Annotated in this window: 24 protein-coding genes; 12 read left to right on the top strand and 12 right to left on the bottom strand. The window is 49.3% G+C overall.

The annotated features are described in order from the left end of the window. Positions 1-168: 168 nt before the first annotated feature. Positions 169-1047, bottom strand: coding sequence for a DNA-methyltransferase (locus tag NGAR_RS07580; RefSeq protein ID WP_015019093.1), 879 nt, complete (start codon positions 1045-1047; stop codon positions 169-171). A 198-nt stretch (positions 1048-1245) separates the two neighbouring features. Here NGAR_RS07580 and NGAR_RS18405 point away from each other — a divergent pair, with 198 nt between their 5' ends. Continuing rightward, positions 1246-1389, top strand: a complete 144-nt coding sequence (locus NGAR_RS18405; RefSeq protein ID WP_228369322.1) for a hypothetical protein — start codon at positions 1246-1248, stop codon at positions 1387-1389. Positions 1390-1398: 9 nt separating this feature from the next. Here the strand turns inward: NGAR_RS18405 and NGAR_RS07575 are convergent, their stop codons facing one another. From NGAR_RS07575 to NGAR_RS17405, 3 genes are all read right to left on the bottom strand, one after another. Then, positions 1399-2397: a 3-dehydroquinate synthase II gene (locus NGAR_RS07575; protein WP_015019092.1), complete on the bottom strand. Its 999-nt coding sequence runs from the start codon at positions 2395-2397 to the stop codon at positions 1399-1401. A gap of 64 nt (positions 2398-2461) precedes the next feature. Then, positions 2462-3244, bottom strand: coding sequence for a 2-amino-3,7-dideoxy-D-threo-hept-6-ulosonate synthase (locus NGAR_RS07570; protein ID WP_015019091.1), 783 nt, complete (start codon positions 3242-3244; stop codon positions 2462-2464). A 59-nt stretch (positions 3245-3303) separates the two neighbouring features. Then, on the bottom strand, positions 3304-3456 hold the full coding sequence (locus tag NGAR_RS17405) for a hypothetical protein (protein ID WP_187147716.1): 153 nt from the start codon (positions 3454-3456) through the stop codon (positions 3304-3306). A 193-nt stretch (positions 3457-3649) separates the two neighbouring features. Here NGAR_RS17405 and NGAR_RS07565 point away from each other — a divergent pair, with 193 nt between their 5' ends. After that, a complete protein-coding gene (locus NGAR_RS07565) occupies positions 3650-3841 on the top strand; it encodes a hypothetical protein (RefSeq protein ID WP_015019090.1) in 192 nt (63 codons plus the stop codon). 44 nt (positions 3842-3885) lie between these two features. Further along, entirely contained in the window at positions 3886-4200 is a 315-nt protein-coding gene (locus tag NGAR_RS07560) for a hypothetical protein (RefSeq protein ID WP_015019089.1), read from the top strand. A gap of 15 nt (positions 4201-4215) precedes the next feature. Here the strand turns inward: NGAR_RS07560 and NGAR_RS07555 are convergent, their stop codons facing one another. Continuing rightward, positions 4216-5064: a deoxyribonuclease IV gene (locus tag NGAR_RS07555; protein ID WP_148681775.1), complete on the bottom strand. Its 849-nt coding sequence runs from the start codon at positions 5062-5064 to the stop codon at positions 4216-4218. 92 nt (positions 5065-5156) lie between these two features. On the opposite strand from NGAR_RS07555, the gene NGAR_RS07550 reads away from it, so the two are divergent. Both NGAR_RS07550 and NGAR_RS07545 read left to right on the top strand, forming a co-directional pair. Beyond that, entirely contained in the window at positions 5157-6203 is a 1047-nt protein-coding gene (locus NGAR_RS07550; protein ID WP_015019087.1) for a DNA primase large subunit, read from the top strand. Then, positions 6200-7375, top strand: coding sequence for a DNA primase small subunit domain-containing protein (locus NGAR_RS07545; RefSeq protein WP_015019086.1), 1176 nt, complete (start codon positions 6200-6202; stop codon positions 7373-7375). The genes NGAR_RS07550 and NGAR_RS07545 overlap by 4 nt, the downstream gene beginning before the upstream one ends. A 228-nt stretch (positions 7376-7603) precedes the next feature. Here NGAR_RS07545 and NGAR_RS07540 read toward each other — a convergent pair whose 3' ends face one another. Beyond that, entirely contained in the window at positions 7604-7870 is a 267-nt protein-coding gene (locus NGAR_RS07540; RefSeq protein WP_148681142.1) for a hypothetical protein, read from the bottom strand. Here NGAR_RS07540 and NGAR_RS07535 point away from each other — a divergent pair. From NGAR_RS07535 to NGAR_RS07520, 4 genes are all read left to right on the top strand, one after another. After that, complete coding sequence (locus NGAR_RS07535) at positions 7839-8066, top strand: hypothetical protein (RefSeq protein ID WP_148681141.1); 228 nt, start codon at positions 7839-7841, stop codon at positions 8064-8066. The two genes, NGAR_RS07540 and NGAR_RS07535, sit on opposite strands and share 32 nt — an antisense overlap. Before the next feature lie 136 nt (positions 8067-8202). Then, on the top strand, positions 8203-11112 hold the full coding sequence (locus tag NGAR_RS07530) for a UPF0182 family protein (RefSeq protein ID WP_015019084.1): 2910 nt from the start codon (positions 8203-8205) through the stop codon (positions 11110-11112). A gap of 4 nt (positions 11113-11116) precedes the next feature. Next, positions 11117-11668, top strand: coding sequence for a type 1 glutamine amidotransferase (locus NGAR_RS07525; protein WP_015019083.1), 552 nt, complete (start codon positions 11117-11119; stop codon positions 11666-11668). Positions 11669-11707: 39 nt separating this feature from the next. Further along, the gene (locus NGAR_RS07520) at positions 11708-12646 is read left to right on the top strand and encodes a tetratricopeptide repeat protein (protein WP_148681140.1); all 939 of its coding nucleotides are present in this window, start codon (positions 11708-11710) and stop codon (positions 12644-12646) included. On the opposite strand, the gene NGAR_RS07515 is transcribed toward NGAR_RS07520, so the two are convergent. Both NGAR_RS07515 and NGAR_RS07510 read right to left on the bottom strand, forming a co-directional pair. Then, positions 12630-12974, bottom strand: a complete 345-nt coding sequence (locus NGAR_RS07515) for a putative quinol monooxygenase (protein ID WP_015019081.1) — start codon at positions 12972-12974, stop codon at positions 12630-12632. The genes NGAR_RS07520 and NGAR_RS07515 overlap by 17 nt on opposite strands. Before the next feature lie 27 nt (positions 12975-13001). Next, the gene (locus tag NGAR_RS07510; protein WP_015019080.1) at positions 13002-14147 is read right to left on the bottom strand and encodes an aldo/keto reductase; all 1146 of its coding nucleotides are present in this window, start codon (positions 14145-14147) and stop codon (positions 13002-13004) included. Between NGAR_RS07510 and NGAR_RS07505 the strand changes: the two genes are divergently transcribed. Beyond that, complete coding sequence (locus NGAR_RS07505; protein ID WP_148681139.1) at positions 14147-15016, top strand: hypothetical protein; 870 nt, start codon at positions 14147-14149, stop codon at positions 15014-15016. The genes NGAR_RS07510 and NGAR_RS07505 overlap by 1 nt on opposite strands. Then, on the top strand, positions 14994-15266 hold the full coding sequence (locus tag NGAR_RS07500) for a winged helix-turn-helix domain-containing protein (RefSeq protein WP_148681138.1): 273 nt from the start codon (positions 14994-14996) through the stop codon (positions 15264-15266). Before NGAR_RS07505 ends, NGAR_RS07500 begins: the two co-directional genes overlap by 23 nt. A gap of 153 nt (positions 15267-15419) precedes the next feature. Here the strand turns inward: NGAR_RS07500 and NGAR_RS07495 are convergent, their stop codons facing one another. The 4 genes from NGAR_RS07495 to NGAR_RS07480 all read right to left on the bottom strand — a co-directional run bounded on the left by NGAR_RS07495 (position 15420) and on the right by NGAR_RS07480 (position 19709). After that, positions 15420-16298 (bottom strand): prenyltransferase, encoded by an 879-nt coding sequence (locus NGAR_RS07495; protein ID WP_015019077.1) that lies wholly within the window; start codon positions 16296-16298, stop codon positions 15420-15422. Positions 16299-16350: 52 nt separating this feature from the next. Then, on the bottom strand, positions 16351-16614 hold the full coding sequence (locus NGAR_RS07490; RefSeq protein WP_015019076.1) for a helix-turn-helix domain-containing protein: 264 nt from the start codon (positions 16612-16614) through the stop codon (positions 16351-16353). Positions 16615-16645: 31 nt separating this feature from the next. Continuing rightward, positions 16646-17047, bottom strand: a complete 402-nt coding sequence (locus tag NGAR_RS07485) for a DUF2203 domain-containing protein (RefSeq protein WP_015019075.1) — start codon at positions 17045-17047, stop codon at positions 16646-16648. Positions 17048-17117: 70 nt separating this feature from the next. Further along, the gene (locus NGAR_RS07480) at positions 17118-19709 is read right to left on the bottom strand and encodes an amylo-alpha-1,6-glucosidase (RefSeq protein ID WP_015019074.1); all 2592 of its coding nucleotides are present in this window, start codon (positions 19707-19709) and stop codon (positions 17118-17120) included. Positions 19710-19895: 186 nt separating this feature from the next. Here NGAR_RS07480 and mpgS point away from each other — a divergent pair, with 186 nt between their 5' ends. After that, positions 19896-21086: a mannosyl-3-phosphoglycerate synthase gene (gene mpgS / locus NGAR_RS07475; RefSeq protein WP_015019073.1), complete on the top strand. Its 1191-nt coding sequence runs from the start codon at positions 19896-19898 to the stop codon at positions 21084-21086. The last annotated feature ends 12 nt before the right edge of the window (positions 21087-21098 follow it).

Below are 21098 nucleotides of genomic sequence, written 5' to 3'. Positions count from 1 at the left end.
ATATCCACCCAAAGTCGGCATAACCTGCGGCGGCCCATCTGGTATCAGCATTGCTAGGAATCCAAAGTTCTTGCCTTGAAAGAGTTTGCGTATAGGCTCTGATTGTATAGTGGTGTCTTGGCTCATGTATACAATAATAAAGACACAGCCTACAATAAAAACAGCTAGCTAGTGCTTCTTGTAATGAGAGGGTATCTTTTTCCAGTTGGCGATGAGCGCCTCATCCCGTATGTGGAGAGGCTCTCGCTCCATCCTAGACCGGGCAAGGTTGACATAGTCCTTCACCAAGTCTATTCCGATGTAGCGGCGCCCAAAGTGGTGCGCCACTTTTGTGGTCTGGCCGCTGCCATTGAACGGATCGAGCACAACGTCATTTTCATAGGAATAGAGTTTCATCAGTCGGTACGGGATCTCTTCAGGGTATGGGCATGGGTGGTTGATGTAGCCGGGCGGGACGGGCGCAATATGCCACACTGAATTTGCGATTTCTTTTGTCCACTCTTCATGCGTTGCTGGCAGAGCGTTCTTTCTCTGAGTCCGGCCGCTATTGACGTCGCCCTTGCGCAGTATCAGTATGAATTCGTGCATGATGTTTGCACGGTAATATTTCGGGTAAGGGTTTATGACGAACGACCCATAGCGGTTCGTGCCGCCTGTCACCTTGTGCCAGATTATCTCTTCGTGCAAGTTCCATTTGCCAAATGGCTGCACTAGTCTTGACAGCAGCATGTGCGGTAGCGGGAGTATCGTGCCGTTGACCACCTCGTTGGCAATCACTATGCAGCAATAGCCGCCCTCCTTTGTCACTCGGTAGACCTTGTCGCCGAAAATGTCTGCCATGTCGTTGAGGTAGTCGTTAGTATCAAGGTTAAGCTTGCCGCGATAATAACCGCCGTTGCCAGATGCGTGCATGTCATAGTCGATCGCGTTTCTGTATGGCGGCGATGTTATGGTCAGCTGCACAAAGTTTTCCGGGAGCCTACGCAGCACATCCTTGCAATTTCCAAGGACTATTTGGTTTACAATTTCTTCTTCCTGTGCAAGCATGATTGGATGTCCGCTTGCTTGTCTAGTTCATCCATATCCGGCTTACTTTAAAGTAATAAACAACAGGCTAAAAAGACGCTACATCGCCAGCTTCCTTTTCCGAGCGGAAATGGTAATCGCGACAGCGTGTTTGTGTATCAGATAGCGTGTCAATTCTCTTACATAATAGGGATTAAATGAGGTGTTACTGAATATCTCATGTCTATAGCAATGTCTGAGAAGACCTGCTTCATATGCAAGGGGCTAAAGGTCACTACGGGAAGCATGGCAGAGTTCAACGGCAGGCCGTGCTGCCCAACATGCCTTAACAGGATATTCGTGGCGTTTGCAAGGGAGGATTAATAATTAAAATTACTTTTCCACGATGTATTCGTCCACTTCCATCCCAAAGTGCCGTCCCGATGCCGGCTTGGCATATCCCAGCACCTCGTCTCCGACCTTGATCTCGGTCACTGACAAGAGCTTGCCATCTTTGGTTATCAGTCGTATGGTCTCTGCATTTTGCAGTATGACAGTACCCGTCTCCCCCTCTATTTCAGCGCGTATTAACCGCAGTGGGCGCGTCTCTATCTTTGATCTGCCGACGACCGCCCTCCTTGCCGAGCCCTCCTTGTTGACGACCCAGACCTCGCTTCCAGACTCGATCTCTGAAAGGTAGCGAGTCTTGCCGTCCGGCGCTATCGTGTAGCAATACACTGCGCCGGCGTTCACCCGGAACGGGCGGGGCGACGTAAACGAGGACCCCACTGATTCATTATGAACAAGAAGCATAAAGTTCGACCTGCTTCCAACCAGCATGCCTTCTCCCATGCCCATCATGGAGGCCGTGTCCACGCAGACACGCTCGCCTGTCCCGACGTCTTTTATTTCTACTATCTTGGCCGGCTTGATCGGGAACCTTGCTGTCGACAATTGCTGCCTTGCCTTGTCGACTTCGTCTTCGCTGTCTGTCGACAATATCACGCCATCGACTCCAAGCTCTAGAACGGCAAACATTGTCGCGACTTCCCTTGAACTTTTTGCAGTGGTGAACACCTTGGTCTTTGATTTGTGGAGTTTTGCGATAATGTTCTCTAGCGGGATTATCTTCCAATCAGATGCGTCTACGATGACAAATTCTGCGCCTGCCTGCGATGCCCTTTCGATTTCGTCAACGTCGGCGTTGCTCAGCACCTTCTTGAAGTAGCCGAGGCTCTTGCCGGACGACGACCTGAGCGACTTTAATTGATCAAACGTCTTGCAAATCACCATGTCGGCATCTTCTGATTCATAGATCGTGTGAAAGTCTTTGCCGGCCACCTTAGGGTCGGCGTTTATGATTGTGATGCCCTTCTCTTTCAGTTTTGACATAAACCCGGCCAGTGCAGACTTTGCTGCTACTGTCGGTCGGACTATCAGCTCTTTTGGCTTGGCGTCAGTCAAGTTCCTTCAGGGCCTCTTTTACAGGTTTATTGTCAATTATTACTTTGCGAAGCGCGCGCACCATAGCCGGCGGATTCTTGTGCTGGAAGATGTTGCGGCCAAAAGTCACGCCCTTTGCGCCTGCAGCCATTGCCCCTGCACACATTTCAAGGATTTCGCGGTCGGTGTTTGCCTTTGGTCCTCCAGCGATAACTATCGGCACAGGACAGCTCTTTACCACCCTTTTGAACGAATCAATGTCGCCGGTATATACTGCTTTTACAATGTCGGCTCCGGCCTCTGCGCCCACCCTTGCCGCATGTGCGACAATCTCCGGGTCATGAGGGTTCTTGATATTTTCGCCTCGCGGGTACATCATTGCAACCAGCGGCACGCTCCATTCGGTGCACTTGTCTGCCACCATGCCCAGCTTTTGTAGCATCTCCGGCTCCTCCTTTGCGCCAATGTTGATGTGCAGCGACACTGCGTCAGCACCGAGCCTGATCGCTTCCTCGACGCTCCCCATTAACATCTTTCTATTCGGCGCCGGCCCAAGCGACGTGCTGCCGGAAAAGTGTGCAATAAGCCCTATATCCGGCGGCCTTGGCATGGTCTTGATTATCCCCTTGTTGACAAGCACGCATGTGAGCCCAGCAGAGGCGCACTGGTAGATCATACCGTTGATGTCCTCTAGCCCCTTGATAGGACCGTTGCTGATGCCGTGGTCCATGGGTATGCACAACATCTTGCCGTCCTTCAATATCCTTGAAAGCCTGATGTCCCTGCCAAAGACCATATATGTATCAAGACCTTCTTGCTATCCTACTTATAACTTGTTTACTCTAAAACGTGTGGCTAAATTTGGGGAATCCCTGCTTTCTTGTTCAGCCTCAGCAGGCCGTCCCTTATTTCCTTCAACTGCTGGTCGGTTGGGCGGTATATGAGGATCTGGTTGATATGGACCCCCAGCTTCCTCAAGTCTGCGATTATCGACTCTCGGTTCTCCATCTAGAGCAGTAGTACAAACTGATGACCATATAAGCAGATACATGTCCCTCATCCTACAATGGCCGCGTTGTAGTAACGGATAGCAAAAGAATATCCAAACATGGACATAGAAAATGAAGAACATCTGGTGAATGTTTACAGACAGACATATCGATATTCTTATATTGACAATCAGATAACTAGGTGAGCTATCTTGCTGACAGAACATGAACGGAACCCGTTCTGTTACATTTGTAACCTATTTTTCACCCCGGACTATATGCCGATCCACCTCAAGACGGATCATACGAAAGAAGAGCTTGCATCCCATCTTCTGTTGGCCTATTTCGATGAATGGCTTGAGCAGGAAGAAGCGATCGAGGAAGCCGTAGAATCGACCCGGTAGTAACAACACCATAAGTTTTTTAGAAGTGCTTACGACTTTACAGCATGAGCTACGAGTCGGATTCATCAGAATTTGAGAGGATGTCTACAAAAAAACTGGCGATACTCTTTGGCCTTGCATTCTTTGGAGCTTTCATGGTCATACAGATGATACAGGGTTTCCCTCTTGCAGAGCTTTTCACAAGGCAGACCGTGACTGAGGAGGTTGAAGTATCATTAAAGAACAAAGATGTCTGTATCGTCGAGCCGGCAGATAGACAGCCAAAAGATATCCATCAATGCCCATATAACAAGGGCGACATGTTGGTCGTGACGTACTACGAGGGCAACACCAGATTAGAGTCTCATAGGTTGAAGTAGTAGTAATAGTTCTATCTATTTTACCATTCCAAGGACGACTTGAAGATTCTGCTCATCTCCCCTCTTCTCGTCGATTGGAGTCTCCATTATTACAGGCAGTCCCCGGATGGCTCTGTGGTTGAGAAACGCTGCAAGACCTTCTGATCCTATCGACCCAAGCCCAATGTGCTCGTGCCTGTCAAGGTTGGAGCCAAGCGGCCCCTTGGAGTCGTTGAGGTGGATAAATTTTAGTTCCTTGAGCCCGACAACATTATCAAATTTTTCAAGCGTCTTGTCCACTTCTGCCTTTGTCCTCAGGTCATAGCCAGAGACAAACAGGTGACAGGTGTCGATGCACACGCCAAACTTCTTTGGATCGTCCAGCTTGTCGAGGATGGTGCGCAGCTCCTCAAAGTTTCCCCCTATGCAGTTCTTTTGCCCCGCATTGTTCTCAAGCAATACCATGGGCGCGCCACCATCTGACTTGACTCGCGCAGACTCGATGGCCTTTACTAGCTGACTTAAGCCGCTTGCCTGCCCTTTGCCCATGTGGCTTCCAAGGTGTATCACAAGGTATGGTATTCCAAGGGCGCTGCACCTCTGGATCTCTCCGGTCAGTGTTTCTACGGATTTTTTGTAAAACTCTCCATCCGGCCCAGATAGGTTTGGCAAGTAGGGCATGTGCACTATTACAGAATTTTTTTCAATGCCACTTGTAGCCAGCTTGCTTTTAAACAGCTGCACATCGTCCGGCGCAAGCGGTTTTGCGGCCCAGCCGCGCGGATTTCTGCTGAATATCTGGAAGGCTGTGCAGCCTAGCTTTTTCGCATTGTCCACAGAATTTGATATGCCGCCGGCAATTGAAACATGGAAGCCCACCCTGATGCCCATGATTCGCTATGCGTGCATATGTGTACTTTAACTTATTGGAGGAATGGCGTTTTTATGGCAGTTCAGCTATCCATAGCTGAACTGTATTGTCTATAAGGATAGGACCTAAAGATTGGGCTGATGATCCCCTCCAAAACGAGGATTTAGCAAAATATCCTTTTCTGAATGATGTATCAGAGTATATCCGTCAAACGCACTTCGATTTCGAAGAATATAATCGACCAGAGTTTAAAGATATTATTGAAACAGCAATTGAGAGGATCGAAACTGAAGCGAGTGGGAGACTCTATGAAAAGCTTGATAGATTCCAAAGGGAAGTATTCATATTTCTTGCTACGCTCATAATAGTGAAATCCATTGGTATAGAATCAGTTCTCCGGAAATACTCTTTATTTGAAGCCATGCGAGCAGAGAAATTCCTTACTGAAGATCTAAAAAGAGAAAGAAATGAGCAAAAAAGACGCTTGCTTTTATTTAAGATCTTTAAAGAATTATTCAATGTCGATATTGATATAGACGCGGATGACGAAAGATTATTCAAAGTAAAAATTACTGATTATCTAAAACGTGCGTCACATTTTCATGAGCAAGAATGGAAGCTTATTAACAGGATGGTAAACAAAGGGTATGTCTATTTAGATGCTGATGAAACTGTCAGGTTATTCAGAAATGAATTAGGTGCTTTGGTATATGATAAGGTTAAGATGATGCAACTACTGACTTTACCAGAAGCACTCAAAACAAAAATTGAGGAATTACGAACTAAGATGACTCATCGGTACGAATACCGCGCCACTGCAGTCACCGACTATCCGCCGTGCGTCAAGCACGCGCTTGAAGTCATGGGCAGGGGAGAAAATCTTCCGCACTCTGCCCGAGTCATGCTTGCCACCTATATGCTTGCAATTGGTAAGCCGGTCGATGAAATCGTAATGATGTACGAAAACGCCCCCGACTTTAACGAAAAAATAACGCGCTATCAGGTTGAGCACCTTGCAGGCATGAAGGGCAGCAGGACTAAGTATTCTGTCCCCTCGTGCGACAAGCTCCGCAATGAGAACCTGTGCTTTGCCACTGCAGAGTGCGATGGCATAATCAACCCAATACAGTTTGGCAGGAAGATGAGAAAATGACGGAGAGCGCGGTTGTCAAGACCATCAATGCAGTCAAGAGTGCGTTCAGGGGATACTACTTCAAGCCAGACATGGTTGAAGCGCCCGACAAGATGGAGCAGCGTGAATTTGGCTACATGCAGTTTGGGCAACCAGGCATGGTCCGGCACCTCTCTTTCAAAAGTATGAAAGAGCTAACCGCCACGATAATGAAAGAAGTGCCTTCCGACATTTACTGCTCAAATGCATACTACCGCTTTCCCACATATCCTATGCAGGAGAAGCAGTGGCTTGGAGCCGACCTGATATTTGACATAGACGGCAAGGATCTCCACCTGCCTTGCGTCCCTTCGCATTCCTACCCCATCTGCACAAACTGCGGACACGCTTCAGCGCCCGTGCCAGATGAAAAGAGGAAAGAAGAGCATTACTCCTGTCCGGCGTGCGGCGGCAAAAAGGCCGACGATATTTCGATACCATGCGCCAAGTGCATCGAAGGATCAAAAAGGGAGGTCAAGCGCCTTGTCGAATTCTTGACAGGAGATCTTGGAATGCAGCGGAGCGATATCCACATTTATTTTTCCGGTAACAACGGCTTTCATATCCATGTAAGCGATGAAGCATATATTCCGCTTGATCCGCAGGCCCGCTCTGACCTTGTAGGCTACCTCTCCGGCTCCGGTCTCATGGCAGAAAGTATCGGCGTCAGGAAAGGTAATGCAGAAAATCTATTTTTCATAAAGTTCCCTAAGAGTGGTCTTGCGTACGGCTGGAGGGGCAGGGTCGCAAACAAACTGAAGATCGATGGCTCGTCCATGATCAAGCTCAAGCACATAGTCGAGCAAAAGGGAGGCTACGCAGCATTCAAGGCTGATCTTGACAGGATGACCCGGGACATAGGAGTCAGGATAGATCCGCAGGTGACAACCGATGTGCACAGAGTCTTCAGGATGTCAGGCACACTCAACAGCAAGAGCGGCCTTGCCAAGATAAAATGCGGCGACAATATTGATTCGTTCGACCCCTTTGTCGATGCATGCCTGCTTGGCGATGGCAAGCTAAGTGTCAAGGTCAAGACACAGGTCAAGTTGAAACTAAAGAACAAGTCATTCAACATTTCAAAAGAGTCTGCAGAGCTGCCAGCTTATGCAGCGATCTATCTTATCTGCAAACGTCTTGCAGAAGCAAGTTAGATATCTTTTCTCAATGTACATTATATGTAAGAATCTTACGAAAAGGCACTATAGAAATGTTTTGCAATTCTGGGCATTGTTATTGCAGCCGCCCTTCTTTTTACAGCGCTTGGGACCCTTTCGTTCAACGCAAGTGCGCAGCAGGATCAAGCGGGCAACAATAATAACGATATCCCTTCGTACCTCTACAAGCTGAACCAAAAGTATCACGACTATAATAACGACGTCTTAAAGGCGAGAGCAGGTACTGGCGGACCGGTGGCACCCCTGACATGGTTCTTCCCGAAGAGCGCCGATCAAGGTCGACGAGACAGCCGTCTGGTACAATCCGACTAGCATAGGGGAGCCACACACTGCCACCTTTACATTTGGAGGAGAGCTCCCAGCAGTTGATGCGCCGTTTGTTGTCAGCGGCAACGGCACAAACTTTACGCCCCTTGTGCCGGGCGCAAACGCCGAGCCGATGGCAATCCCTAGCGAAAACGGCTCGAACATAGTTGTTGCAGCCAACGCCAGATCATGGAACCCGACTATAATTGATGCTGACGGCAAAGTCATCTACCTCCCGCCAAACGGCAACTATACGATCACGGGAACTGAAAAGTACGTCAATTCGGGCTTTTTGCGGCCGCATAGTCAGGCTCCGCCAGGGCTCCCGCCGACAGAGACGTTCAGCGTGACCTTCCAATGAAGGATCGCACAACTACATTTGCGTCCTTCATCCTTGGATGACAGGCCAGGTAAACATCACAGAATAAGAAGGGATCAAACTCCCTTTCTTTTTGTTAAAAAACACATTAAAGGGTCTTTTTGGATAATCATCCCAGTTGTGGGACACGTACAATGAAGATAGAGCGCGCCGCACAGACATTGGCAGAATAGTGCGGATTGCGGTATTTGCAGCGATCGGCGTCATCATATTTGGCCTGGTAAGCAACCAATCAGTAAACCTCCTCATGAACTTAGAAGAGTTTGGCGAGGTCTTTACAAAGCCGCTGTACTACTCGATCCTTTCTGGCATCATCCTTGCCGCAATTGTGTTTGTCCGGGTGAATTTCAAGGCACGCCACTCTGCAACGTGGTACAGTATCAAGATGCTGATAAACTTCCTGAAGCGTGGCGATTACGAATCCCAAAGCAAGATGTCCCGCTATTCTGAATTTCAGATGGGCAAAACAAGTTTTGCGTTCTGGCAGTTGACCAAGGTGGTGCTCTTTGCCCCGCTCTTTGCCAATATCATGTTTGGCATGGCCGCAGAGTACATCATACAGGGAAATGACATTGGCCTCAGCTCGATTGGCAACATATTTGCGATCCCGTTTGCAGATATCACGACAGATGGAAGTTATGCACAGCAAAATGTAATGCCGATGTTCCCTGCTCTCACGCTTTTGATCCCGCCTCTTCTAGCGGCAGTCGGGCTGCGGCTGCTCCTGTATGTTGGAGTCACTAGCGTGGTCAACATCGCCTCCCAGTACGCGATTGACTCAAAGGAAAGCAAACCCAAGTTCCTATCCTACATTTCTACTATAGAGATCATTGCCGGTGCGGCCGTATTCTGGATCGGATTTAACATGTTCTTTTCCATCAATATCGACTACAATACAAGGTACGCGATCGCCGGCGCAATGACCCTTGGAGCTGCGTTCATAACTTTTGGATTCGTCGACAGGAGGCATGCAAAGGTGATAATCTACCCGACAAAGAGGCTAGTATACTCCAGGCTCTTTACAGCGGCTGTAATCATCGGGCTGGCCGGTTCGATAATGATAGTGAACAACAGCATAGCCGAAACCAGAAAAATAGAATGGAATGGGCCTTACATTGCCCAGCAGATAGAAGTTAACCGCTTCATGCACGGGCTTGACAAAATAGAGACAAAGAATTACGACATCGCGCAGCCGCCGGTTTCACCTTCCGCCATCCAGTCTGTGGTAGAGCAGAACGGGGACGTACTGGGAAATATCAGGCTGTGGGACGAAGCAAATGCAGAGGCAAAGCTTAAACAGCAGCTTGGGCAGAGGAGCGATCTTGGCTACTTTGACTTTGACGTACTCAGGTTTAATGGAGAGATGTACTGGACTGGAACCACCGTGCCGGTCATTCCAAACACAGTAGCATCAAGGGATACGTGGTTCAACCAGCATTTTATTTATACACATTCTGACGTCGGCATGAAGATGCTTGAAGCAGATACCGGCAACATTGTCGACGAAAGCCAGTTCTTTAATCAGCGCCGCATCTATTACGGCGAAAGCGGTAACGGCGGCCTGTTCAGCACCTACTGGTCAGCATATCCTGTCACCGGGACAAGGAGCGAAGAGGTCGGCGGGGCCTTTTATAATGGGACAGGCGGCGTGAATGTCGCTCCACCTCTGAGCTGGATGTTCGAGCCAAACTTTATGGCTTATTCCAATACTCCTGTGCACGTCATGAGGTACAAGGACATACATGACAGGATGGAGTTGTTGTACCCGTACTTTGTTTACGAGTTTTGTTTTGATTGCACCCAGAACAACCCCCAGCCCAAGGAGGTTGAGGCGTTTGTGGTGACCGATGGTACAAGAACCTACTGGCTGATGCCGCTTATCGTGGCCATAAACACGTCAAACGTCCCTTGGAGCTCGGCTACTTCCACCAGCTTTATGCTCCAGCTCGTCGGCTATTCTCTCATTGATGCCTATGACGGCACCGTCCAGATAATCGTCACAGGCAATGACTATTTTTCACAGATGTTCTTTGAGCAATACAGGGACATTGGCGCCACAAGGGAGGTCCCAAGGTGGCTTGCCGATCAGATAAGGTACCCCGAAGAGATGTTCATCTGGCAGATTTCAAAGTTTAACACGTACCACGTAACCGATCCCAAGGCATATATTGAAACAAAGGACTTTTACTCTATTGCGGATGACTCTAACGAGGTTGTGCCGTATTATGCATATGCAAAACCGCCAGAATTTGAGAGCCCCGAGTTTGTGGGGCTCCAGCCTCTGCAGCTTAAGGAGCCGCAATCAAACAGTCTAGTAGGATACATGACCGTCCAGAACGATCTGGAAGATCTTGGCAGGATGACATTTTTTTCCATACCCAGGGATTCGCCAACGAAACTCATTAGTCCTGCAGCCGCCAAGACCACACTGACAGGAAGCGCAGAATACAAAGAAGCCAAAAGAGCTCTTTTTGGCGACACCAACCCGCCGCTTGGACAGGTCAGCCTCTACAAGGTAGGCGATTATGAAGTCTACTTTATCCCTGTTTTTGCCGATACTGGTGGCAAGCAAGTAGGCATCGTGGGCGCAGTTGGCGCTGCTTCGACGACCGGGACGCACTACGTCGGCCTTGGCAACACTCCTGCTCAGGCGTTTGAGAACTATTTGCAAAAGCTTTCAGGAGTTGCGCCGACTGACCAGCCGCCAGTAGTAGTCATCAACCAGACGGCACCTGACAGGCAGAGCAAGATACAGAACCTTGAAAAGGTATTCATCGATGCAGGGCTGACGGTAATCAAGCCGACTGCCGTTTCTGCTCCGGTAGAGTTCAGAGAGGCGCAGGGAGTCTACAGGGCGGACTCTGACTTGTCCCAAGCAGAAGCAGCCATTCAGAGCTTTATACAAGAGTTTGCGCCGGAAGGTGGGCGAATATTTGAATGGCATGACGGCACGACGGTCAACTTTGGTGTGCTGCGCGAAGTTGAGGGCATTGTCGAGAACCACTATATTTCGATAGAGGTAGGCTAGGATAATGCCTGTGCTCGTGGTAGACAACCTGTCACCGTTTACGCCGGACATACTTGACTGCCTTGGCCGGCTTGGCATCACTAATGTTTACAGGAAATTCTCTGAAGTATCAGAACCTGAACTTGCACAGTGTGACAAGGTGATCCTATCAGGAAGGCGCAAGAATAGCAAGGAGATAAACATGGTGAATTCAAGAATAATAAGGCACTGCCATGACGGCGGCAAGCCGCTTCTTGGAATCTGTTACGGGGCTGAGATAATAGCGCTCACGCTCGGAGGATCGCTCCGCAAGATGCCCGCTCACGTGCAGGGCACAACTAAGGTGTCGGTATCAGACCAAAACCCGCTGACTGGAGACAAGAAATTGATCTCTGTCTACGAAAGCCATGGCTACTGCGTTGCCAAGCTCCCTGCGAACTTCAAATCGCTTGCGAGCTCGCAGTATTGTGAGCATGAGATATTTGCCAGTGGCAAAATTTTTGGCACTCAGTTTCACCCCGAAAAGAGTGGAAGCGACGGCCTTGCACTCTTGCAGAACTTTGTCGCCAAGACATGAGAAGGATTTTATTTGCTTGAAAAAATAGCCGGTACAATCTTGGAGTCTCAGCCGGAACATTTCCTCAGCCTGCCACTTGTAAGCAAGAATGAAGAGAGTGCCAGTCTACCGCTGGTGATAAATGTCGTGGCAAAATACTGGGGAGAGAACATTGCACCGCAGGCAACAGCCGCTGAAACAAAAGGCGCAGCGATGATCGACGGCATCATGCTTGCAGAAAGCCGTGGCTTTGCCTCGTACATTTACAAAGGCTCGACAAAAGATCTGAAAAAACGTATTGATCAGGGCATACCACCCATTGTAATAATGCCAGGTATACAGGGAACGGTGCAGCATGCGATGGTCGTATCAGGCTACAACAGCGAAGAGCGCAGGATGCTTACCTACGTGCCAGAACCTGATACCGTGGGCGCGATCCCAGAAGGCAAGTTTGAGCAGGACTGGGAGCAAGACGACATGACTGTGATAATCATCGTACCTTCTGACATGAAGGACCTGCTAAAGAACGAGAGTCTAAAGTTTGCCAAGTCAAACAGGATCTGCTTTGAAGCTGAAGGGCTTCGCCAGCGAGGCAGGGTAAATGATGCCATAGAGAAACTACAGAAAGCCACAGAGATTGACATAGATAACGCCCAAGCTTGGTGCCTGCTTGCAGGCATGTACAATGAGACAAATTCCGAACAGGCAGTGCCCTGCTATGAAAGAGCGATCAGGCTGAACCCAAAATACTACCTTGCCTACCGCGGGCTGGGCAACTATTACCTGAAAAAGAAGGATTACTCGCTTGCAGAAGCATATTACAGCAAGGCGATAGGCATCAACCCTGTCAGGTTTGGGCCGATTTACAAAAATCGCGCAATAGCAAGGATACAGCTTGCCAACAACCAAGGCGCAAAGGAAGACCTTGTCAAATATCTAGAGCAGACACCTGCGGCTGAAGACAAGGAAAGCATCAAACAAGCTATTGCTCAACTCTGACCTCTGAATAGGTCTTTACCTCAGGCGGAGCAACCAGCAGGTGTTCTATTCTTGCATTTAGGTTCTTGATATGGGGTTGTTGAGCGTGTTCTTCAAATGCATGCATTGAAGTAAATATCTCGTCAAAGACAAGTTCATCTGGGTTTTCAGTCGACCTATGCAAGACATAGGCAATATTGCCCGGTTCGCTCCTTGTAGGCCTAACAAGCGTTAAGAGAATTTTTTCAAGTGCTTTTCCCTTGCCCTGCTTGGCCTTGAAAAATGCAAGCACCCTTACTGCATCGGCAGTCCTGCTCTGAAACTTTTTGATATCTGTGGTAGTCTCCATCCTGCAATGGAGTGTTTTTCCGATTTTTTATAGTTGCTGGCTTGTAAGGACGCGCACGACCTCCTTGAACTCTTTGTCAGAGAGCGGCGGTACATTTGCAACCTTTAGGTTTTCCTCGATATGCTCTGGTTTTTTCTGCCCAATCAGAGGCGCGATGACCGAGGGGCTTGACCTTATAATCTGGACTAGCTTGCCCACAGGCTCGCTTATGCCCGCATAATCGGGCACCTGAGCACCCAGCAGCCTGCCCTGAAAGAGGGGTATACTTGTAAATACGCCTACGTGGAGTTTTGCTGCCGCTTCCAGAATTGTGAGGTTATTCGCAGAGCCAACTGACTGGTTCCGAAGCAGCAATGCTTCGCTGTATGCAAGGTTGTATGGCAGCTGGATAAACCTAAAGCCGTGGCTCTTGCCACCGACGCTTTCTGCGATCCTGATTGCCTGCTCAAGTGACAAGTATTCGTGGCTACCCGGCGGCACCCGGAAGCACGTCCATGTCGCCATCCCGTAATAGCGGATCTTGTTCTCTGATCGGTATTTTTCATAGACTTCAAACGCCTTTGCAAGCATCTCCATGAACTGTTGCCTGCTCACATCTTGATTCCAGCTTTCAAAGGCATTGTGGATGTAAACAAGATCGATCGTAGATAGGTGCATGTTCATGAGCGACTTATCAATGCACTTAGCAAGGTAGTTTGGGTTCATGACGTTATAGCTGGAGCTGATGTCATCTGCCGTTATCACTTTTGTCTGGATGTACATGCGATGTATGTACTCCATCACGTCGACATTTGGATAGTCGCCGTCATTTGTGATATATCCATTCTTGGTGGAAATGAACACCTGATCGCGTGAAATCACCCCGTCCTTTACCAGTCGCAAAAGGGCTTTCCCGATGCTCTTTTCCGACTTCATTGCGCGGTAGTTTATCGCAGTGTCGATGACGTTGACTGCGCCAGACTTGACAGATTGGTAAACCGCATTTTCAACCGCCAGATCGTCCTCTTGCGTGGGCTGGCCCAAATATGTTCCCATACCGATGCTAGAGAGATGCAGGCCGTCAAATGTCTTAAAATGGGCCTGCGGCCTGCCCTGCGAGGCAGCGCGCTGGACGTATTTCTTAGTGCCCTCGGGCGTAGCGTGGCCATGAAGCGTCTCATATGATGATGACAATGCCTCATTTAGGAGAGGTGGAAAATAATAACGAATCGAATCTCGCCACTCCCTTAAAGGGAGCAAGCCTTATCTTGTGCGGGCACGAAATAATAATAGCCATGGCAGTGCTGGACCCAAACGTGCTCAACCCATTCGTACTGGTGAGCCCGGCTGTGGCCCCAGCGCTTGCAGTTGCAATTACTGCGATTTCAGTTTCGCTGTCACTAATGATTTCGCGCTACTTCTTCAAGTCGTACACGTTTTCCGGCTTTGGCTACCTGCTTGGCCTACCAGTAGGCTTTGCCTTCCTTGGCGCATCGTTCCTATTTGAATTATCAAGCCTAATGTACAGGGCAGACCCGCTGCTGTACCCTGCATTCTTTTGGATCCAGATGTCGCTCCAATCTGAAGCGCTTGCGCTAATCGCTCTGTCGTACTACTACAAGAGCTCGGATGCAAGCGAGTCTGGCAAAAGAGTGCGTGCAAGGGACGTACTAGTCACGACGCTACCGTTGGTAATGGTAGCAATCCCGTTCCTAGTTCCAACTTTTTCACTGGCAAGTCAGCCATACTTTAACTATGCTGGCCTCGCAGACCTCAGCTTTTACATGAGGATATTCAACATGGCAGTGATAGGATACATATTCAAGAGCACCATAGCATCGCTGGTCAGGGCAGCAAACATCAAATTGCTATATGTGCCGGCAGCCTTTGCGCTGCTGTGGCTTGAGCAGTATTCGCTTGTCCTTGCGTACTTTGACAACAGCGCGATCGCATTCATTGGCTCGGCTGCCGCAAGGATGGCCGGCCTTGCGCTATTTGCGTACATCATGCACAGCGTAACTTCGAGGAGGAAAATGGAGATTGAGGCAAGAAAAGCGGCATAAACTGCAATTGTTCTACGAGATCCTCTGTGCGATAGAAGAGGACGCTATGCATAACGAAGTCGCCAGGCCTACGCACGTCCAGCATTTTACCCGGCTATCATATGACAAGATGATGAACCACTTTGATGAGCTGGAAGAAAAGGGCATGATCCACCGAGTGAGCGGGCTTGTTGCCATAACTGCCAAGGGCAGGATGTTCATCGAGCAGTACGACCAGCTGATAAGCCTGATAGAGAGCGCAGGCCTCTAGGCCGACAACAGCAAGCAGGAATCGGTCATGATGTCAAGCCGGTTTTTGTAGGACAGAGAAAAATCTCATAAGGTTGGCAAGATACGCCGGTTTGGCAAGACAGTGCATCAAATCAGATAGTAAAATGATACTAGAACATTGCATTATTCTTCTTCAAAAGAGTAAGCTTAGTGCCAGTAAAAAACCAGTAATTCGAGAATACGTGACCGCCGACGCCATCGCCGGCATCAGCTTATCGATGCTCTGCTGGTCCTTCCTCAGCGACATTATGGACTTTGCTGCAAATGGGATCGATACGAGACTGATCAGAGAATATATCTTTGTAAAGCCAAGCAAGATTCCAGCAACTATCATTGCATAGGCTGCAAATATAAAAAGTGGAAATGCTCTTGCGGCCGCCTTTTTGCCTAGGACTCCGACAAGGGTGCGCCGGCCTTTCGATCGGTCCGCTTCAAAATCAGGAAAGGAGTTGACAAACAGCACCGTTGCAGAGAGGATGCCAACGATGGCACCGACATATAACGCTGCAGGCTCGATCGCAGCCAATTGGACAAAAAAGGTACCAAGCACAATCATTGCGCCCTTGATCGCAACAAAGAGCTCTCCAAGGCCTGCGTTAACAATGCTTGTAGAGTAAAAATAGATCGCGACCACCGCAAATCCAAGAATTACTGCTATTGTTACCCCGCGCACAGCGACAAAGTATGCTCCTATCGACGCGCCAAGGATCAGAAATATCACGCCCGCCGCATATACTGCCCTTGGCGTTAGCAGGTTTTCAGGTAGCACGCCGGTCCCGCCGCTGAACTTTGTCCTCGTCGTTGCGCTGTCGATCCCACGTTTGTGGTCCCAGTAATCATTGAGAAGATCGACGCTTGTATGCAGGAAAAGCACTCCGACATAGGTCAGGGCGGCGTACAGCGGATCGATGGTGCCGGTTTTCCAATAGGCGATAGCAAGGCCGTTGCTAACAGCTATAACTGACGCTAGGAGAAACCTGATCCTGATTGCCCGCAGCCAGCTAGACAGCACTTCTTCTTGTGCTATCCTACCATGGCAGGCATTACTATGTTTTTTGAATCAGTTAGTCAGAAACGCAGCGGTAGTAGGTCGTCCCGCCTATTGTGACGTCCTCTATCCTTATCTTTTTCTTCCTGCCAGCTATCGCGCTTGCAAGGTCTGAAAGGCCCAGCTTGAACATGGCGCTGTTCACATCCGCTTCTGAAATGCCAGTGGCCTGCGCGATCTCTTTGGCAGAAAAGCCCTTGTCACGGTTCCTGCACAGGAACTGAGTGATTATCGTGGCTAGGTCCTTGTGGGCGTCAAACTCGGCGGCGTCTATTGGCACAGTGGTTGGACATCTGAACGACTCTATAAATTTACGGCTCTATTATCCCGGTGCTTTCAAGGGGTTTTCTGCCCATAAAGCCCTCGTCCTTTGCATGCCAGAACTTGATCTCGCTTTCCTCTACCTTCCAGCATAGCCACACCTCTTCGTCGAACCTCTTTGATGGAAAATCGAGGAGACCCTGCTCGATGTCCTTTATCACGACCCCCGTGGCTTCAAGTTGCTCTATTGCCTTGTAATAGTTTGAAACGGCAGTGTTTAGCTCCTGCTTTTTCTTGACAAACTGTTCGAACTGGCTGCCTGACTGGATTATCATTTCAACCTGTTCCTGCAGCGCCACTGCCTGCTTTTTGTACATCAGTATATTTGAAAAGAGACGTCTTACTTCCGGCAATGCCTTGTTTGCAGTCTGCGGGGTAAATAGCGTAAACATCTTGACAAGGTCTTGTTCGATTTTGAGATAATTTATGCCTTTAGCACGGGTCAGATCTATGACATTTTGATCATAGTGGGCTTAGCGAGTAGGAGTCGCTAAAGATCTCTGGCCTTTTGCTGCCTGAATTCCTAAATGTCGCAAATATCTTTTCATTGCGCGGGTCGATCTTGACATAAAGCCTTGCGATCCCGTCCTTGCTGGGAATAAAGTGCTCAAAATCTAGCGGAACGGCCGTCTCTTTGAGCGATTCTGGGATGTTTGGCTCAAGTTGTATTGTGTTGTCGATCATGTTGATCTTCATTCCAAGCATCATTTCACGAAGTGCATACGCATACATGCCGACCGACCATGCCTGTAGTATGCACGAGTTGAAAGGCTCCGGCCTATCTCCACGGTACGTCTCGGCAAACATACCATTTTCGTGCAAGATCCTCTCTGCCATTGACCCCATGTAGCGCAAGGCCTGCTCATGCCTCCCAAACTTTATTTCGCTAGCCGCCGCCCAGCCTGTTACAAGCGGCCACACGGCACCGTCGTGGTATAGGGTCGGCTGGTACTTTTGGTCTTTACTGCTCAGCGTCCTCACGCCCCATGCAGTCGTCATGTCCTGCTCCTCGATCCTTGAAAGCACCGAGTCTGCTCTGCTCCTCTCCCTTACTACGTCTGATAGGAGCAAAACCAGAGCGTTAGGCCGAATGCTCGGATCCTTTGAGCCGTCCTTTCTTATCGTGTCATAGTAAAAGCCAGCACTGGTGTTCCAGTACTCTCTGTCTATTGTTTCTTGGAGCTCTTTTGCCTTGCTGCTCCATCTGGCTTCATTTTCGCTATCGCCGGCCATGGCTGCCAGCTCGCTTCCGATGCGAAGGCTTTCGTAAAAGAGCGCCTGTATGTCGTTTGCGCTCTTTCTCCTGTCGATGTGATCCATCCATGTCGAATCCTGTATCGGGAGCTTTTCTGCGGTGCCGGTAAAGCCGTGCTCTATCAGCCCGTCGCCGTCAACGTCCTTTAGGAACCCATAGTTTACGAGATCCACTATGGAATCCCATCTCTTTTTCAGATAGCCAATGTCTCCCGTGCCAAGCACGTATTCCCTTATGGCCCACGGGAAGAGGAATGTCGAATCGGCTGACCCATACGTGGTAGTATGGAGAAAAGCCTTGCCGCTGATTATCATGGGGAGCTCCCCCTTGGTCGCAGCCTTTGTCGTGGTTTTTGCCTGATGACGCAGAAAATTGTCGATCGTCGCAGCCGCAAATCGGTAGTCGCCTATAGCCAGATAGCCTCGGAGCGTCCAGCCGGTATCTCTTGCCCAGTAATTTGGAAAGCGCGGAAGCCCAGCGCAGATCCCCTCACCCAAGCCATCATACTCGGCTTTCAGGTAGCGCAGGCACGCCTTGGCTTTGTCATAAGCAGCCAACAGGCGCGCCAAGCCGAGGTTCTGCCTTGCAGGGGGCGGCCGGGCGCTCAAGGTCGAGGAAGAATATTCTGCAAAACCCTTCTCTGTGTCCTCCACCAGCTGGCTGTAGTTGTCCCTCATGTGGCGAAATTCCTTTATGCAACTCTCAGGGCCAGTGAAGCTGCCGGTTCCCACAAGGGCGAGTGCTATAGTCTTACCTGCTTCAACTTCAATGTCGTATGACATTTCCAGATCGTTGTCGTACGAGTCTGTCAGTATCCTGCTCGGCTTTAGGCGCTTTGGTGCAATACCTATTACTCCCGAATACTGCGCTCCAATGTCCCGTGCCACTGTGCCCAGCTGCAGGCAGTTATCTTTTGCTCGGAATTTAGAAACGACATTCTGCGATACAGCAGCAAGCCCATAACTTGTGATGTTTCCATCTATCAAAAAGTGCACGCGGATCTTGCGCTTTTTTGCAGTTTTTCTGCGCAATAAAGCCCTAAAGCCGCTGAGCGGGCGAAGCTCAAGTGTCATGATAAATCCCCGGCTGTCAAACGGCACCAGCAGCTTCCTTTTTACCTCTAGCCCCGCAAGCTCATGCCGGGTGTAAAGGATGCCATTTTCGTGCCGGGATTCAACAACAAAATGAGGTAGTCTTTTGCGCACGCCATCGTCCATTGATATTTCAACTATTATCCGCCCAAACGCCCTTACTGGCGGCACGTATAGCCCTCCGTTGTCATATCGCACGCCCATCCACGTCCAGTTGGCAGAAATTGCTCCGTTTGACGAGCAGACAATGTATGCCTTCTTGCCTGATAGCGTCAGCGGCGCGGTAAAGTTCTTGAAGACCATCCCATCTTCGCTAAGTACGAGTGGTTCTTGGGCCTGCGCCGTTTCCGGGACGAATATCCTCCCGCTCCGGTATCCGGGGTAGTCCGTGAACGTGAACGGGATCATTATCTGCTCAAACCCTTCCATCTTGCTCATGATCACTATCTTGTGCTTCTTTTTCTCGTCCAACCCACCTTCCTTTATTACAAGGAACCTTGCGCTCTCAAAGGGCTTGAATGGGACCGGCTGGCTCTCGGATAGAGCGGCCGCATTAACCACATCGTCTTGGGTTGCAACAAAGACTGATTTTTTGGGGATCGGCAGCTCGTCGACATAGATGTCAAGCGCGATGATGTTGCCGCCAAGCGGGACTGGAGGGTTTAGCAGCGAGAATATGAACCCCTGATGTTTTTCCCCGCCCTGCACAATTATTACGTTTTGCAGGCTTCCTTTGACATAGGAAAGGGCTGTATGGATGCTGTCAAGCGTTCTGGCTATTTTTAATACACCCTAAATTTGACAGAATATCCAGACATCTGTTTTAAAGATTTTTGCAATCTCTATACTTTTAATTGCCAAAATATTTTATACGATCACCTTTTACCATATGCAATGAAGCTCGATTTTCCAAGATACACCGAACGGCTAGGCACGGTCAGCATCCATGCAGTGCAGCGCATTTATGAGCTCGATTCTGGAAAATCCAAAGGTTTCCAGTCGTCACACCAGACCGTCAGGAAATTTGATTATGATGAAATTTCAAATATTATGCATGATCTTGCTATCGTCATCCCGATAAAGAACGAAAAATTAAAGCTGCTTGAAGGCGTACTCAGCGGCATACCAAACGAATGCCTCGTCATAATAGTCTCCAACAGCTCAAGGAGCCCCGTGGACAGGTTTGCAATGGAGTCAGAGGCCGTCAGGCAGCTTAGCCGGTTCATGGATAAGCGCATGATAATAGTGCACCAGCAGGACTCGGGGCTTGCAGAAGTCTTCAAGAAAACCGGCTACGACTCTATCTTAGACTCTGAGGGCAACATAAGGAGCGGCAAGGCCGAAGGCATGATAATCGGCCTCCTTGCAGCAAAGATGTACCACAAGGACTATGTCGGGTTCATTGACAGTGACAACTATGTCCCCGGCGCGGTCAATGAATACGTCAAGATATTTGCAGCCGGTTTTGGCATGTCGACCACGCCTTACTGCAACGTGAGGGTGTCGTGGGTGTTCAAGCCAAAGGTCAGGAACAACGCGCTCCAGTTCTCAAAGTGGGGCAGGGTATCGGAGATCACCAATAGGAACCTCAACGCCCTTTTAGCGGCCATAACTGGCTTTGAAACCGAAGTCATCAAGACCGGCAACGCCGGCGAGCACGCACTGTCGATGCCACTTGCAGAGTGCCTGCACTACACCAGCGGCTACTCGATAGAGACACGCGAACTTATCGACATACTAGAAAAATTTGGAGGGCTGATGCCTTCGGAATATCCGCAAATAGTTGACAAGGGCGTCGAGATATTCCAGATAGAGACTCGCAACCCGCACTTCCACGAAGACAAGGGCATGGCACACCTGAATGAAATGCTCGAAGCGTCGCTTGCCACGATCTTTGGGAGCAAGATCTGTACCCCGGATTTAAAGAAGGCGCTGCAGGACCAGCTGAAGCAGATGACAAAGAAAAGGATCGATTACAGCAAGAAATACCATATGCTCGAGCCCATCAATGCGATACATATGCCGGAATTTGAAAAGGGAGTCAGGGAAAAGGCAAACACATTTCTGAGGATCGGCCTAAGGTAGATATGCTATTAT

The organism is Candidatus Nitrososphaera gargensis Ga9.2 (genome assembly GCF_000303155.1).
Lineage (GTDB): Archaea > Thermoproteota > Nitrososphaeria > Nitrososphaerales > Nitrososphaeraceae > Nitrososphaera > Nitrososphaera gargensis.
This window is presented reverse-complemented; position numbering and strand designations above follow the sequence as displayed.